The organism is Endozoicomonas sp. ALB032, from assembly GCF_049310125.1.
Lineage (GTDB): Bacteria > Pseudomonadota > Gammaproteobacteria > Pseudomonadales > Endozoicomonadaceae > Endozoicomonas_A.
The window spans coordinates 552973-568471 of the sequence record NZ_JBLYNW010000001.1 but is presented as its reverse complement, the minus strand read 5'-3'; the positions used below and the strand labels follow the sequence as shown (position 1 = coordinate 568471).

Here is a 15499-nt window from a genome sequence, read left to right as displayed (position 1 = left end):
TTCAGACAGGACGGAAGTTCCCTGTGGATGGACTATGGAAGCAAGTCACCAATCTCGAAAAACTCATGACGAACAAACCAGGATCACGTATCCAATGAGTCATAAAGCGAATTTAAATTCACGTTGCCCACAAACTCTTCGGCAATTTTTGTCAGTTCATGGGATCTGAGGATCAGAGCGTTACTGGCGTTTTGCACCTGCCTTAAGTAGTCATCCTTAACAGATTCCTGAAAACAGTGAGAGTTGTTAATTTTCTTCATCATGGCATACAGCTCTTCTGGTGAGGATGGATCATGAGCACCGAAGTAGTCCAGCCTGCCGGATTCGCCCCAACAAAAGGTTAAACAACTGCCTTTCGAGCATGTCACTCCATACAGGTAATGAATGAAGACCTGCTCAATCGCTCGTGAGCATTTGTCTTTTAAATCATCCAAAAGGCTTTCTTCCTCCGGTGAAACCTCAAAGGGCTCCAGTTTGTGTTTTTCCAATAACTGCTTCAAGTCGGGTCTGGTATCAACTTTTCTTTGAAACAGAGCTTCGGCCTTTTCCTGTAATTTTCTGCTCCGCTGGCAAGCTCCCAGGATAATCACCGGTCGGTAGTCCGCTTTGCCCGAGTTTGACTGCACAAACGCGGGGTGGTGCACCAACATACGTTCTATATTCGGAACCCCACCGGGTTCATCCGTCCAGGTGATCTGTAAAGATGTATTGACCAGGTTAGTTTCAAGGGTTGGCGAAAACCCGCCATGACAATGAGTGACGAAAAAGCCACCAACATTTTCCTTTTTGAAACGTTGATAAGTAAGTTGCCATGCCCGACTATTTTTTTCCCTGGACAACAATTCCCTGTACCACATTTTCAGGCAACGGGTGGCTTTAACCTTCAGCTCATCGACGCCTTCCAGACGCACCAATAGCTCATGATGTCGAATGACCTGAATAAAATAACCCATTCTGGGAGGCAGTGGATCCAGCCAACCCGATTTCAGGGCTTCATGGGCAAAGCGAATAACCGAAGGATTCGACAAGTCACTGTCTGTCAATATATTCACTATCGAATGCAACCACATGTGAGGACATGCTCCGGACTGATCAATCATTTTAGAATGGAGTGACTTGAGTAGCTCAGTGATCTGATCTTCATCACTGTTGGACAATATTTGTTTTACTGCCTCAGACAACCGCTTGCTGTCGGACATACAGTCAAGCATGCCTCTGACAAGTCGCTTCTCGCAATCGTCCACTGCTTCTATCTCCAGTAACATTGAAACCCCCATGGAGAAACCGATTAAATCTTTTCTCTCCCAAAGCTTTTCTACCCGCTTGTAAGTACTCAGATATAGGTTTGGTAATGCCCCCTTTGTCTTAAGGGCTTTGTTGAGTTTACCAGGGCTGATGCCGCAGGTTTCAGCCAGTACTTGCTGTTCTGTTAAAGAAGACCCTTTCAGGAGATCCCGGATCTTCCTTAACTCAGTGCCAGAATCTCTGACGCTTCTGTTGGGCTGGAAGCCAAATTTGATTTTTGTTGCTTCGATAGGCGACCCGCCCAAGTCCACTGGCTTCCAGGTTTGGCCGCCATCCGGGGAATACTCTGCAAAGCTGTGGATATGATTAGATATTTGTCGGCATGAAATGCCAAAATAACGACAAAAAGCGATAAAAACAGGCACACGATGACAGCATTTGCCTTGCCGCTGCATTACGAGGAATTGAAAGAAATTTTTATTGCGCTCTGGTACAGCAACACCGGAAAACAGTTTGCAATAGTCCCTGATTGCCTGAATGCGTTGCTTTATGTCTTCAGCGTTTTCTATTGTCTCCAAAAGCCGCTTTACTTTGAGTGGTTGTTCGTTAATGGATACAAACACTTTGTTCAACACTGTTTTCATACCTTCGCAACAGTGGGCGTCAAAACGTTTTGATGGTGCTGGTCGGACTTCTTTAGCAGGTATTTTTTTACCCGCTTCTCCGGGTTCTACGACATAAGCAATTCTTATGCTCTGGTCGGCTTTGGCTTCTGGAACAAATAGTGTGTGAAGACCGGTATATCGGTCCCTGAGTAGTGTGAAGGCCAGGTTGGGTTCTATGCACAGGGCCAGGATACGGTCGTTAGCTGTCAGGCTGGGCAATGGATATTGACCATCTTTTGATGTCATATAAAAGGTTGCCAGTGTTTGGTTGCTGGCTAATATCACTTCCTGGTCCTGCCTTGGTAACCGGGCAGGTATAAGGACTTCGGCTCCCTGCAAGTGTTTATCATTAATGCTGATCGTTTTGACTTCGCCCCCGGCAGTCACATAAATATCCTCTGCAATCCACCGATAGGTCCCGGTAAAGAGGCCCGGCTTGTCAAAAATAACATAATCGTCATATTTTGGTTTTGCCAGCCTCTGATAGTTTGTTAATGTGTCCAATGCTGGAGCCTTTTTCTCATGGACTTCCGGAACGTATTTTTCAGGAGCCTTATTACTGTAAATAGCCAACGTGTTATTAACAGATTGCGGCTCATGGTTCCTTCTCTGAGCCAATGCCGAAGCCTGTTTCTCGTGGACTTCTGGCTTGTCTTGTTGAGGAGCCTTATCACCGTCAATAACGGATGCTTCGTTGATAAAATCGTCGACCAGGTGGTTCGGCAGATCACTGATCTGATGCCATAACGCAGGCCACCATTGAGCTTCATTGGTTTTCCACGCCCTTATCCGCGCATCAGCCGCCTTAAGATAAGGCTGGTTAGTTGACAATTTCAGCGTTTGTTTCTGTTCTTCTGTCAGGGGGAATACGCTGTTAGCGTCCACGCCCGTTCGGCCAAAATCACCCGTAAACCAGCGTTGTTGCCAGTGTCTGTATAGTGCCTGTGTGAGAATGTCGTCTGAGTGCTTCGGCTTCAGGGGCAGACCTGATGCTCGCCACCTGACCTGAGCCACCTCCTTGATGATTTCCGCTTTGGCTTTCTCTTTATCCAGACGAGTGTTAAAACGAATTTCATGGCGATTTTCATCAACACTGTTGTGATCACTGTGTCGTATTAACCACGGACGATCAATGCCCGATACCCTTTGGTAGAACCATTCGCTCATTTCAGGGTCAAGCGCTGCTTTATCGATGGCAATAGCCGATAGCCCGGGCAGTTCCTCCAGCGATAGGTTGGCGGCCATCAGATAAAGCCGATAGTGCTGATTGAGGCATTGATGAATGGCTTTTTCGCTAAAATCGCCAGCACTGGTGATAGCCTTGGCAACATTCTGTAAATCAAGGCTGGTGGGCTGCAATGGCAGTTTTTTGAGTTGCAGGTGAGCCCTTAAACGACAATGTTTTTCTGTTAGTATCTTGGCGGCGAATGTCCCTTGTGAGGACTCTGGCAACACTTTTTCGGCAATGGTCTGTAATTCGGTCGCGTTGTACTGCCGGATGGGCAAATGCCGGAAACGCCCTTTCAGCGCCGGTGATAAGGGTTTTCGCCCGCTGTACTCAGGCGGGTTGATGGTGGCAAACAGGTGGAAACCCGGATGGGCGTCACCGGCCAGAATATCGTTTAACTCCCCTTCCAGATGCTGGCTGTCGATCAGGTTCATTTCCGAAATCACCACGATGCCGCCATCGACTTTTGCTTTCTGGATCTTTTCACACACTTTGTCCCAGGAACAATCACAGGCATTCAGGAGATAAACTTCCGGCATGGGCTCCCCCCGTTGCTTAGCCTGCTTTCTGACACTTTCAATCACCAGGTCCAGCGTGGCATCTTTACCCCGTCCAGCCGGGCCTTCAATCAGCGTTGCCTGACGACCGCCGTGTTTTCTGTCGTGATGATAAGCCTGCTGACTGCGGCTTAAATCCTGCCCAAGCCACTGCACCAGTTCACGGACTGCCGATCCGGAGATATCAAAGTCTGGTCGGATTTTTTTGCTGACTATACCGAAGGTCTGCTGCATATCCTGCAGGGTGTGGTTATATACTTTGTTGCTCAGGGTATTGTCCGGGTGGTAGCGTACAGCAAACCAGGTTTCCAGTGCCGACAGGGCATCCTGATGAGTTTCGGTGATTTCGGGCCCCAGTACATCCCGAAAACTTTGTTGGATCAAACTGTTTATTTGCTCACAGCTGGCACTGTCTCCTTTGGATAACGCACGATCCAGATACCAACCCACCCAACTGCAGATATCCGTTAAATCCCTGGGGGTAAACTCATGCTCGGGCAAGAGTTCCTGATAATATTGCCAGAGTGCCATCACGCTCTCGGCGGTAATACGTGCAATGTCGTTTATTTCAGACTCCGACAGATGCCGTTGTAACTGATTGACCAGAGCCGGTTCCACTACCTGGTCCCGAAGGAATGCCTGATCCAGACGTGGGTAGTAAGCTCTGGGCAGTTTCTCTTTCAGGGTCGGGTCCATTTGGCGCCCGGCGTAATGATCGGGGTTACCGGTGAGAATCACCCGGTGTTTCGGGCTGACTTTGACAGGATGACCATTTACATAGATGCAGGGCTGCGGTTCCCATAAGCCGCTCAATGATGCCAGTAATCCGGTTTTGGCAAGGTTGGCTTCATCCACAACCAGGGTGATGTATTCTTTTCCATCACAGCCTCCGCCTTTGTCGGATTTGGTCTCGGCCCATTCCATCAGCGCCCGGTTTTGCTGCACCATAGAGCGGTCACCATTGGCGTGTTGTTGCCATTGCCAGCGTTTCATCAGGGTCTGTTCGCTGTCGGAAGGCCCAAGGGAAATGACCATAGCCTGCCCTGAAGCTTTCGCCATTTTGGCGGAAAAGTAACTTTTTCCGGTGCCGGTTTCCCCCTGCAGGAATATGACAGGAGAGTCCGTAAGCCGGTCATGGAGTCGGGATAAGCGACGACTTTCACGATCCTTCTGACTTATCTCACCGTGATAAAGATCCCGGGCCAGTGCTGACAAGGGCATATCAGTGGAACCCTGCCATGCCAGTGATTCAGCCAGTCGATGTTTTATACGTTCAATGCCTTCTGTCCTGGAATTCGCTGTTCTGGCTATGTGAAAACAATCGCTGGCCAGAGCCTGAATGGCATCGGATCGGGTCTGCCCCAATGGCAAAGTTAACTGCCAGCCGTTAGCCAATGCATCCTGCAAACGTTTAATTTGTTTTGATGGTCTGATGGCTAACTGTCTATATCGCTTTGCTGCCGCCGGACTGACTCCCAACTGATGCGCCATTGCCTGTCGATGTTCGTCAGGCCCATGGGCCAGAATCAGGGCACAGAGTTTGTCTGGGACTTCTCCTCCATGCTGCAATGGAAATGGATTTTTATAGGACAGTTGGAATAGTTTAAATACGCTCGGGTCAAAGGCTCTGGCCAGTGGCCACAGGTTTTGTTTCAGAAACTTTCTATCCAACCGCAGAGCACTATTGATGATGGCAGTTAACTGGTACGGATCTACCGATGCGGTCTGATCCTCATGAACATCGGGCAGTAACTGCCAACAAGCCACTTTCATAAAATCACGCACTGACGGATTCTGCCGGGTACCATGGGTGATAACGCTGTTGATAGCCTTGCGCCAGTGGCAGGGCAGCAGCTGTGGGGACCGGTCAACCTGCCGTGCTCGCCGGGCAGCCAGTATCAGGTTATTCAGCAATTCTTCGGTTATTTCAGGCAGAGGGTTGCAAAGGCCGGCAGGTACCGTTGCAAATGCTTCATAAAGTCTATGAAGCGCTTGTTCTGGCAGATCGGCCCGGGGGATATCATGCCTGATAGCATTGATATCCCAGATATCGACCGCAGGACAGGGCTTACCCGTGGCGACCATCGAACCAAATACTGAAAAGGGTTTTTGCAAGGACTCAGGCCAGAGTATTGTGACCTGAGTCTTTGGGTAAGTCTGTAATTGGCCATTTACTAAAAGAGGTTGGCCTACGGCCAGGGGCTCCAGAAGCTGCGCAAGTGTTGGATTGCTTTCCAGCCCCAGGAGTACCAGCGGCTTGCCAGCGGTCAACGCTATCTGCAATGCACTCCGACGTTGTCCAAAATGCGCCTTTTGTTCCGAGGCGATATGGATATTATCAAATAGCTGACTGAAGCGGGTCTGTTCATTGACCTGAATGACCAGAGGTGCTTCCGGCTGATTATTGATCCAGTGACTGGCTTGGGCAGCTTGCTGGTAACTGACGATACTAAACGCGGCCTGATCGCTGATTTTTTCTTCTGGGAAGGACAGGCAGGACAGAGAGTGCTCATCGTTTTCTGCCAGCCCCAGGGCTTTTGGCTGCTGTTTTGAATGAGCTACCTGAAGTCGGGGCTCAAGGCCGGTTGCTTCGCGAATCGTCTGCAGTGAGCCCAGCAAACGAAACCAATGTGCCTCGGTGAGGGTAGACGTCACAGTGACCAAACCACCCGCCCGAATTTGTTCCAACAGACAGGTGTTAGGGACTGCATAACCTTCCGGGGCAATGGCAATCGGGCTCAGCCATTCCCTGATATTACTCTGGTTAATGATGATCGGGTTTGCTGGCACCTTATGGGAAAGTCCTTCCTCATCAGAGTGAGACAGGCTTTGGAACAGCGAATGAAGTTCGTTATTTCCTACCGGCATCTGATAAAACAGAACATCGTCGGGTAACTGACAGATCTTCCCGTTGCTCTCAAAACACTGTTGTGCCAGCATCTGTCGAATCGTTTGTTCAAAGGCCAGATCCTGCCAGTTAGCCCCTTTAAGAATCACCCGTTGTCCTGCCCTTAATGACTCGAGCTTGCCGGGGAGATGCCGGATTCGCCCCTGTTGATCCACTCCGGGGCTGCCCAGAAGTAACTGTCGCCAGTTGTTGTGTAAGTGACAGTCAATAAGAACAGTATTGCCGTCATCCATAACACTTTCGGCGGGGAATTCAGTCAATACCGGAGGAATCTTGTCGATGTTCATCGATGGGTCATTGCCGGTCTGTGCATCGAACTGCCAGGTATTTTCTGGTCGATTAATTCGCCGCCAGAAATCAGCACCGGGTGCGCCGGCCGCCGGAACGCCGGCCGCCGGGGCCTCGTCGCTCTGGCCAACCGATGCCAGCTGGGCAGGGCTTGCCAGCACCAATAAAGAAACATGCTCACCCAGAGGGCGTTTCTTCTTGCTGACTTTGTCGTACAGACAGGGATTATCCGGGTCCAGCAGGTCGTTAAACTTTGGCAGGTCGTCGCTGGTGAGTGTTCGGATATCCATCACCAGCGTCAGTGGCTTTGAACCTTCAAAGAGCTTGCCTGAACGCAGCGTGTGGCGACCCTCTCTGGAAATGCTCAACCGGCTCACCAGGTTAGCCTGTGAGAGGTCGTCGGGGTGGGAAATAAGGGTGATATCGCGATTTTTATCGCGGGTCTGGTCAGCCAAAAGCTGTCGAACCTCATCATCACTGGCGACAAAACGGAAATCGAAGGCATGAGGGGTCTTTTGGAGCGAGAACCCCGTTGCTGATACGGTTCTTGCTTTGTCAGGCAAGTTCACCGGACAGGGTGAAATCTTTAGTTTGGCGCTTACTTTTGAGCAGATTCCTACATCCTTCGTTTCCTCTGAAGATAAATCCGGCTTTGCTATCTTGACCGGCACGCCACTCTCAGGACCGAGTTTATATATTTTTACATCAATACGACCGTCCATAGTCAATATTTCCCCACTGTCATTTGAACAACTAAAGTGAAACTGATTAGTTATTGGACTTTCAGTTAGTATGAAAGTTCCGTTTTAGTGGTAATAAAGGCCGGGTCCGGTTGCGCAGGGAAATGGTAAACAGAAAATATGGACAATGTCCTGAGGGGCTCAAGGAATTAAAGGGATGGTTTGGTGACGAACTAGGAATCGCCGTCCTTTACAGGATGTCGCAAAACTTCAACAGCTCGTTCTCACGCTCTGAAGTCGTCATTCCCGCGAAGGCGGGAATCCAGCGCCAACAGTGGGTCTCTGCCTTCTCGGGGATGACAAGGCCAGGGGGGCACCGGGCAGTATGGTTCTGGTGGTGAGTCAGTGTGGATTCCCGCTTTCGCGGGAATGACGAGAATGAAGCCGGGAGTGACGGGAGTCAACTCGTTCCCACGCTGGAGCATGGGAGCCAGAGGTTTTGCGACACCCTCTTTAGGGCGGGGAGGATGTCAATGTGTATCCAGTGACTCATAAAGCGAATTCAAATTCACGCTGTTCAAAAACTCTTCGGCAATTTTTGTCAGCTCACCGGATTTGATTATCAGAGCGTTGCTGTCGTTGAATGCCTGGCGCAAGTAGGCATCCTTGCCATATTCCTGAAACCAGGAAGAGCTGTTGATTTCAGACATCATGGCATACAGCTGTTTCGGTGAGGATGGATCACGAGCTCCATATTTGTATGGGTCATCAATTTTAGGCTTCACGGTAGCATCGACCCAACAATACGTTAAGCTACCGCCTTTCGAATGCGTTACTTCATACAGGTAGTGACTAAAGGCCTGCTGAATTGCCTGCCTGTATCTGGCTCTTGAATCATCTAAAAGCTTCTGATCCTGCCTTGATAATTCCGGGCTATTCTCAACTTTTTGTTGCAACAGGGCTTCGACCCTTTCATTAATCACAGTGCTGTTCCAGGAAGGCTGCCCCATGATAATCACCGGACGGTGGTTCGCCTTGCCCGAGATTAACTTTGGAAACGCAGGTGAGTGCATCAGCATTCGTTCTATATTCGGCATACCCTCAGGTTCGTTCGACCAGCCGGTCCGTAAAGACCGAACGATAATGATATCTTCAAAAGATTGCGAAAACCCGTTATGACAGTGAGTGACCAATAAGGCATCACCTTCTCTCTCCCGGAAGTTCCTGTAAGCCAACCGCCATGCAGGACTACTTTTTCTCCCGAAAAATACATACTTATACCATTTTTTCAGGCAATCAGCGGCTTTAACCTTCAGTTCGTCGACGCCTTCCAGACGCACAAATATCTGGTGATATCTATCAAACCCCCAGAAACGGTTGTCAAAGTGCACTGGATCCAGCCAACCCAATTTCATGGCTCCAAGTGCCAGGTGGATAGCCGAAGGTCTGGTTATGTCGATGTCTTGCAATATGTGCAGCAATGTCATTATCCACTTTAAACTGCTTGCTTCGGCCTGATCAATCACTGTCGCATAGATTGACTTGAGTCGTTCAATGACCTGATATTCAACACTGTTGCACAATATGTGCATTAATGCCTCTCTCATCAGTTTAAAGTCCATTTCCTGATCGACCAGTGCTTTGGTTTCCAATGTCTCCAGCATTGAGACTCCCATGAGAAAACAGGCTAAATTGTTTTCCTGCTGAGGGCTCTTTACTATTTCGGAATTACCTGAATGGGTTTCCAGCAATGCACTGTTTTCCTCAAGGGCTTTGTTCAGCTCCTCCAGACTCACGCCAAGGGTTTTAGCCAGAGCTTGCTTTTGGGCCAAATCAATCCCTTTCAGGAAAGCCTCAATCTTCTTTGACTCATCGCTGGAACAACTGATCTTTCTGTTGGGCTGGAAAGCATAGAGGATTTCTGTTGTCTTGGAAGGTGCTCCACCCAAATCCACGGATTTCCAGGTTTGGCCATCATCCAGGGAGTACTCGGCAAATGAGTGGATAGCGTTTTGAATATTTCGACAGGGAATCCCGAAATAACGACAAAAAGCAATAAAAACAGGCACACGATGAAGACAGTGCCCTTGCCGCTGTGTTACGAGGAATTTAAAGAAATTTTCATGGCGCTCTGGTTGAAGCTTACCCGAAAACAGTCGGCAATAGTCCGTGATCGCCCTGATTCGTTGCAGCGTGTTTATAGGGGATTTTATTTTCCGCAACAGTATCTTTACTTCGGATGGGTGGTCAGTTTTCGCAAACAGTTCATCCAGTACGGTTTTGATACCTTCTGAACAGTGGCTATCAAACCATGTTGATCGTTCCGGACGGGTTCCTTTGGCAGGCGTTTTTTTGCCCGGCTTTCTGGATTCTACGACATAAGCCACGTGAATACGCTGGTTGGCCTGAACCTCATTAACAGACAGTGTATGAAGACCGGTATATTGGTTTCTGACCAGGGTAAATGGCACATCAGGTTTTAAACGCAGGGCCACGATATAGTCATTAACCGTCAGGCTGGGCAATGCATGTCGACCATTGCCCGATATCCAGTTAAAAGTCGCCAGCGTTTGATCTCTGGTTAATTTCAGTTGCTGATCAGGCCCCGGCAACCGGGCCGGTATGAGGTTTTCGAAGCCATCAATGTCTTTATCATTAAGATCGATCTCTTTAACCTCACCCTCAGCAGACACATAAATATCCTTTGCCCACCAGCGATACATATGGGAAGGGCTCTCTGTCTCAAAAATTTTATAATCCTCAAGTTGTGGTATCTCCTGGCATTCATAGTCCGTTGTCCGATCCAATGTCGGAGCCTGATTCTCGTGGACTTCCGGATTGTAGGGTTCAGGAGCGTTATCACCGCCAACAGCTGACACTTGGTTACTGCAACCGTCAACCCGAAGGTTCTCCAGACCGCCCATCTGATGCCAAAATGCAGGCCATAGTTTAACGTCATGGTCATTCCATGCCGCTATCCGCTGTTCAGCGTCCTGAAGATAAGGCTGGGAAGCTGATAATTTCAGCGTTTGTTCCTGTTCTTCCGAGAGGGGAAAGACGCTATTGGCGTCCATGCCTGTCTGGCAAAAGTTACGATTAAACCAGCGTTGCTGCCAGTGTCGGTAGAGTGCCTGGGTGAGGATATCGTCCGATTCATCCGGTTTCAGGGAAAGACCGGATGCCCGCCACCGGGCCTGAGCCAGTCTTTTGATGATCTCCGTTCTGGCTTCCTTTGCATTCAGATCAGCGTCAACAAGCATTTCATGGCGTTTTTCATCCGTACTGTTGAGATAACTGCGTCGTATCAACCACGGACGATCAATGTCCGATATTGTTTGGTTTAACCATTTGCAAAGTCCGGAATCAAGCTCACTATTACTTGTGGCAATAGCCGATGGATCTGGCAGTTCCTCCAGCGATAGTTTGGCGGCCATCAGGTAAAGTCGGTAGTGCTGATTGAAGCATTGACGAAGTGCTTTTTTGCTAAAATCGCCTTTTCTGTTAACAGCCATCGCGACATTCTGTAAATCGCGACTGGTCGGTTGTAACGGCAGGTCTTTCCGTTGCAGGCAGGTCCTTAAACGACAATGTTTTTCAGTCAACCGTTTAGCCACGATTTTTCCCTGCTCATTCGCTGGCAAGACTTTTTCGGCAATGGTTTGCAATTCGGTCGAGCTGTACTGCCGGATCGGCAAATGCCTGAAACGCCCTTTCAGTGCCGGTGATAAGGGTTTTCGCCCGCTACACTCAGGCGGGTTGATGGTGGCAAACAGGTGGAAGCCCGGATGAGCGTCACCGGCCAGAATATCGTTTAACTCACCTTCCAGATGCTGGCTGTCGATCAGGTTCATTTCCGAAATAACAACGATGCCGCCATCGACTTTTGCCTTCTGGATGGCTTCACACACTTTGTCCCAGGAACAATCACAGGCATTCAGGAGAAAAACTTCCGGCATGGACTCTCCCCGTTGCTTAGCCTGCTTTCTGACACTTTCAATCACCAGGTTCAGCGTGGCATCTTTACCTCGTCCAGCCGGGCCTTCAATCAGCGTTGCCTGACGACCGCCGTGTTTTCTGTCATGATGATAAGCCTGCTGACTGCGGCTTAAATCCTGCCCAAGCTGTTGCACGAGCTCAATGACCGCCGATCCGGAGGTATCAAACTCAGGTCGGATTTCTTTGGTCAATGTTCTGAAGTCCTGCAGAATGTCTGGCAGGGTGTGGTTATGAACTCTGTCGCGCAGGGTGTTGTTCGGGTGGTAGCGCGCAGCAAACCAGATTTCCAGTGCCGAAAGGGCATCCTGTTGAGTCTCGCTGATTTCGGGACCCAGTAGATCCCGGAAACTTTGCCGGATCAAACTGTTCAATTGCTCACAGCTGACACTGTCTCCTTTGGATAACGCACGATCCAGATACCAACCCACCCAACTGCAGATATCGGTTAAATCCCTGGGAGTAAACTCATGCTCGGGCAAAAGCTCCTGATAATATTGCCACAGTGCCATCACACTCTTGCTGGCACTGTGTGCAATGTCGTTTATTTGCTGCTCCGGCAGATGCCTTTGTAAATGCCTGACCAGAGTCGGCTCCACTACCCTGTCCCGAAGGAATGCCTGGTCCAGGCGTGGGTAGTAAGCTCTGGGCAGCTTCTCTTTCAGGGCCAGGTCCATTTGGCGTCCCGAATAATGATCGGGATTGCCGGTAAGAATTACCCTGTGTTTTTTGCTGACCCTGACAGGATGACCATTCACGTAGATGCAGGGTTGCGTTTCCCACAAACCGTTCAATGATGCCAGCAATCCGGTTTTGGCCAGATTGGCTTCATCCAGAACCAGGGTAATGTACTCTTTTCCAACACAGCCTCCGTCTTTGTCGGATTCGGTCTTGGCCCATTCCATCAAGGCCCGGTTTTGCTGCACCATAGAGCGGTCGCCGTCGGCGTGTTGTTGCCACTGCCAGCGTTTCATCAGGGTCTGTTCGCTGTCAGAAGGCCCAAGGGAAATGACCTTAGCCTGTCCTGAAGCCCTGGCCATTTTGGTGGAAAAGTAGCTTTTCCCGGTGCCGGTTTCCCCTTCAAGGAATATAACGGGAGAGTCTGTAAGCCGGTCATGGAGTCGGGATAATCGACGGCTTTCACGATCCTTCTGACTCGTCTCGCCGTGATAAAGATCCCGGGCCAGTGCCGACAATGGCTTATCAAAGGAGCTGGTCCATTTCAGTGATTCAGACAGTCGCTGTTCTACACGTTCAATGCCTTCTGTTCTGGAATTTGCTGTTCTGGCTATGTGAAAACAATCGCTGGCCAGAGCCTGAATGGCATCAGATCGGGTCTGCTCCAATGGCAAAGTTAACTGCCAGCCACAAGCCAGTGCATCCTGCAAACGTTTAATCTGTTTTGTTGGCCTGATGGCTAGTGATTGACAGGGCTCTGATGCCGCTGGATCGACTTCTAACTGATACGCCATTGCATCTCGTTTTTCTTCAGGTGCATGGGCGACGATCATGGTACAGAGATTGTCCAGAACTTCTTTTTCATTCTGCTCTGAAAATGGACTCTTATAGGACAGTTGTAATTTTTCATTAAAGACAGCCGGGTCAAAGGCTCTGGCCAGTGACCAGAGGTTCTGCTTCACAAACTCTCTATCCAGGCGCAGAGAATTGTTGATAATGGCATTTAAGTGATCCGGGTCTATCGAGGCGGTTTGATTCTCGTCCGGCGTCTTATCCGGTAACAAGTACCAACAGGCCACTTTCATAAAATCCCTCACAGTCGGGTGCTGCCGGGTACCATGGGTGATGACGCTATTGATGGCCTTGCGCCAGTGGCAGGGCAGGAGCTGCGCGGACTGGTCAACCTGCTTTGCCCGCCGGGCAGCCAGTATCAGGTTATTCAACAACCCTTCGGTCATTACAGGCAGAGAGTTTTTAAGGCCGACAGGTACGGTTTTAAACGCTTTGTAAAGTTTATCAACTGCTTGTTCTGGCAGCTCAGTTCCGGGGATATGATGCTTGTCGCCATTGATAGCCCAGAGATCGACTTCAGGGCACCGTTTACCTGTGGTGACCAGCGAATTAAATACTGAAGACGGGCTCTTGGCAGACTCAGGCCAGAGCAGGGTGACATGAGCTTGTGGGTAGGCCTGTAATTGGCCATTCAACACCAGAGGTTGCCCGGCAGCCAGAGGTTCCAGCAGGTGCTGAAGCGTTGGATTACTCTCCAGCCCAAGGAATACGACCGGCTTGCCAGCGGTTAATGCCTTCTGCAACTCACTCTGACTTCGTCCAAAATGGGCCTTTTGCTCCGAGGTGATATGGATATTATCAAATAGCTGGCTGAAGCCGGTCTGTTCATTGACCTGAATGACCAGAGGTGCTGGCTGGTGATTATTGATCCAATGGCTTGCCTGGGCATGTTGCTGATAAGTGACTGTTTCAAAGGCAGCGCGATTTCTGGTTTTTTCCAATGGGATGGGCAGAGGGTATTCATCGTTTTCTGCCAAGCCCAGGACTTTCGGCTGCCGTTTTGAATGAGCCACCTGAAGCCCTGGCTGCAAACCTGTCTTCTCGCGAATCCTCTGCAGTGAACCCAGCAAACGAAACCAGAGCGCCTCACTGAGGGGAGAAGTTACGGTGACGACTCCCCCCGCCTGAACTTGTTCCAACAGACAGGTGTTTGGGGCTGCATGGCCATCCGGGGCAATGGCAATGGGGCTCAGCCATTCATTGATATTACCCTGGTTAATGATGATCGGGTTTCCTGGTGCCTGCTCTTTATCAAGTCCTTTTTCACCTTCTGTGTCACCTTCTCTGTCGCAGGAGCAGGAAAGGCTCTGGAACAATGAACGAAGCTCATCATTTCCTACCGGCATTTGATAAAACTGAACATTGTCGGGTAACGGACAAATATTCCCGTTGCTCTCAAAACATTGTTGCACCAGCATCTGACGAATCGTCTGTTCAAAGGCCAGGTCCTGCCAGTTGGCCCCTTTCAGAATGACCCGTTGTCCGGCTTTTAATGACTCAAGCCTGCCGGGGAGGTGTCGGATTCGCCCCTGTTGATCCACTCCGGGGCCGCCCAGAAGTAACTGTCGCCAGTTGTTGTGTAAGTGACAGTCAATAAGAACAGTATTGCTTTCATCCAAAACACTTTCGGCGGGGAATTCAGTCAATACCGGAGGAATCTTGTCGATGTTCATTGATGGGTCATTGCTGGTCTGAGCATCGAACCACCAGGTATTTTCCGGTCGATTAATTCGCCGCCAGAAATCAGCACCCAGTGCGTCGGCCGCAGGCGCTTCGTAGCTCTGGCCAACCGATGCCAGCTGCGCAGGGCTGGCCAGGACCAATAGAGAAACATGCTCACCCAGAGGGCGTTTCTTCTGGCTGACTTTGTCGTATAGACAGGGATTATCCGGGTCCAGCAGATCGTTAAACTTTGGCAGCTCGTCGCTGGTGAGTTTTCGGATATCCATCACCAGCGTTAGTGGCTTTGAACCTTCAAAGAGCTTGCCTGAGCTCAGAGTGTGGCAACCGTCGGCGGCAATACTCAACCGGCTCACCAGATTAGCCTGTGAAAGGTCATCGGGGTGGGAAATAAGGATGACATCCCGACCTTCATCGCCGGTTCGGGCAGCCAGAAGCTGTCGAACCTCATCATCATTGGCAACAAAACAGAAATCGAAGGAATAAGGGGCTGCCTGTGAGGAATCGGTTGAGGAAAGGGTACCTGCTCTGTCAGACAAGGTCATCGAAGTTGACGATACATAAGCTTTGACAGTGACAACAGGGTTGATGCCTTCAATCTTAGGCGGTGAACCGAACTGTGATCTCCCTGTTGGCATGCCATTATGGGATACGCCATTGTTACAAAAGGAGGGGGTTATTTCTCCGCCAATCTGACCATCCATAGCCACTTCTCCTGTCCTTTG

3 protein-coding genes are annotated in these 15499 nt (G+C 49.8%); all 3 read right to left on the bottom strand.

Annotation, left to right across the window (positions count from 1 at the left end; all coding sequences use genetic code 11):
- Positions 1-83: 83 nt before the first annotated feature.
- The 3 genes from ACO6VG_RS01920 to ACO6VG_RS01910 all read right to left on the bottom strand — a co-directional run bounded on the left by ACO6VG_RS01920 (position 84) and on the right by ACO6VG_RS01910 (position 15478).
- Positions 84-7613, bottom strand: a complete 7530-nt coding sequence (locus ACO6VG_RS01920) for a transglutaminase-like domain-containing protein (protein ID WP_422472413.1) — start codon at positions 7611-7613, stop codon at positions 84-86.
- Positions 7614-7855: 242 nt separating this feature from the next.
- Entirely contained in the window at positions 7856-8035 is a 180-nt protein-coding gene (locus ACO6VG_RS01915; protein ID WP_422472411.1) for a hypothetical protein, read from the bottom strand.
- Positions 8036-8101: 66 nt separating this feature from the next.
- On the bottom strand, positions 8102-15478 hold the full coding sequence (locus tag ACO6VG_RS01910) for an AAA family ATPase (RefSeq protein ID WP_422472409.1): 7377 nt from the start codon (positions 15476-15478) through the stop codon (positions 8102-8104).
- Between the last annotated feature and the right edge of the window lie 21 nt (positions 15479-15499).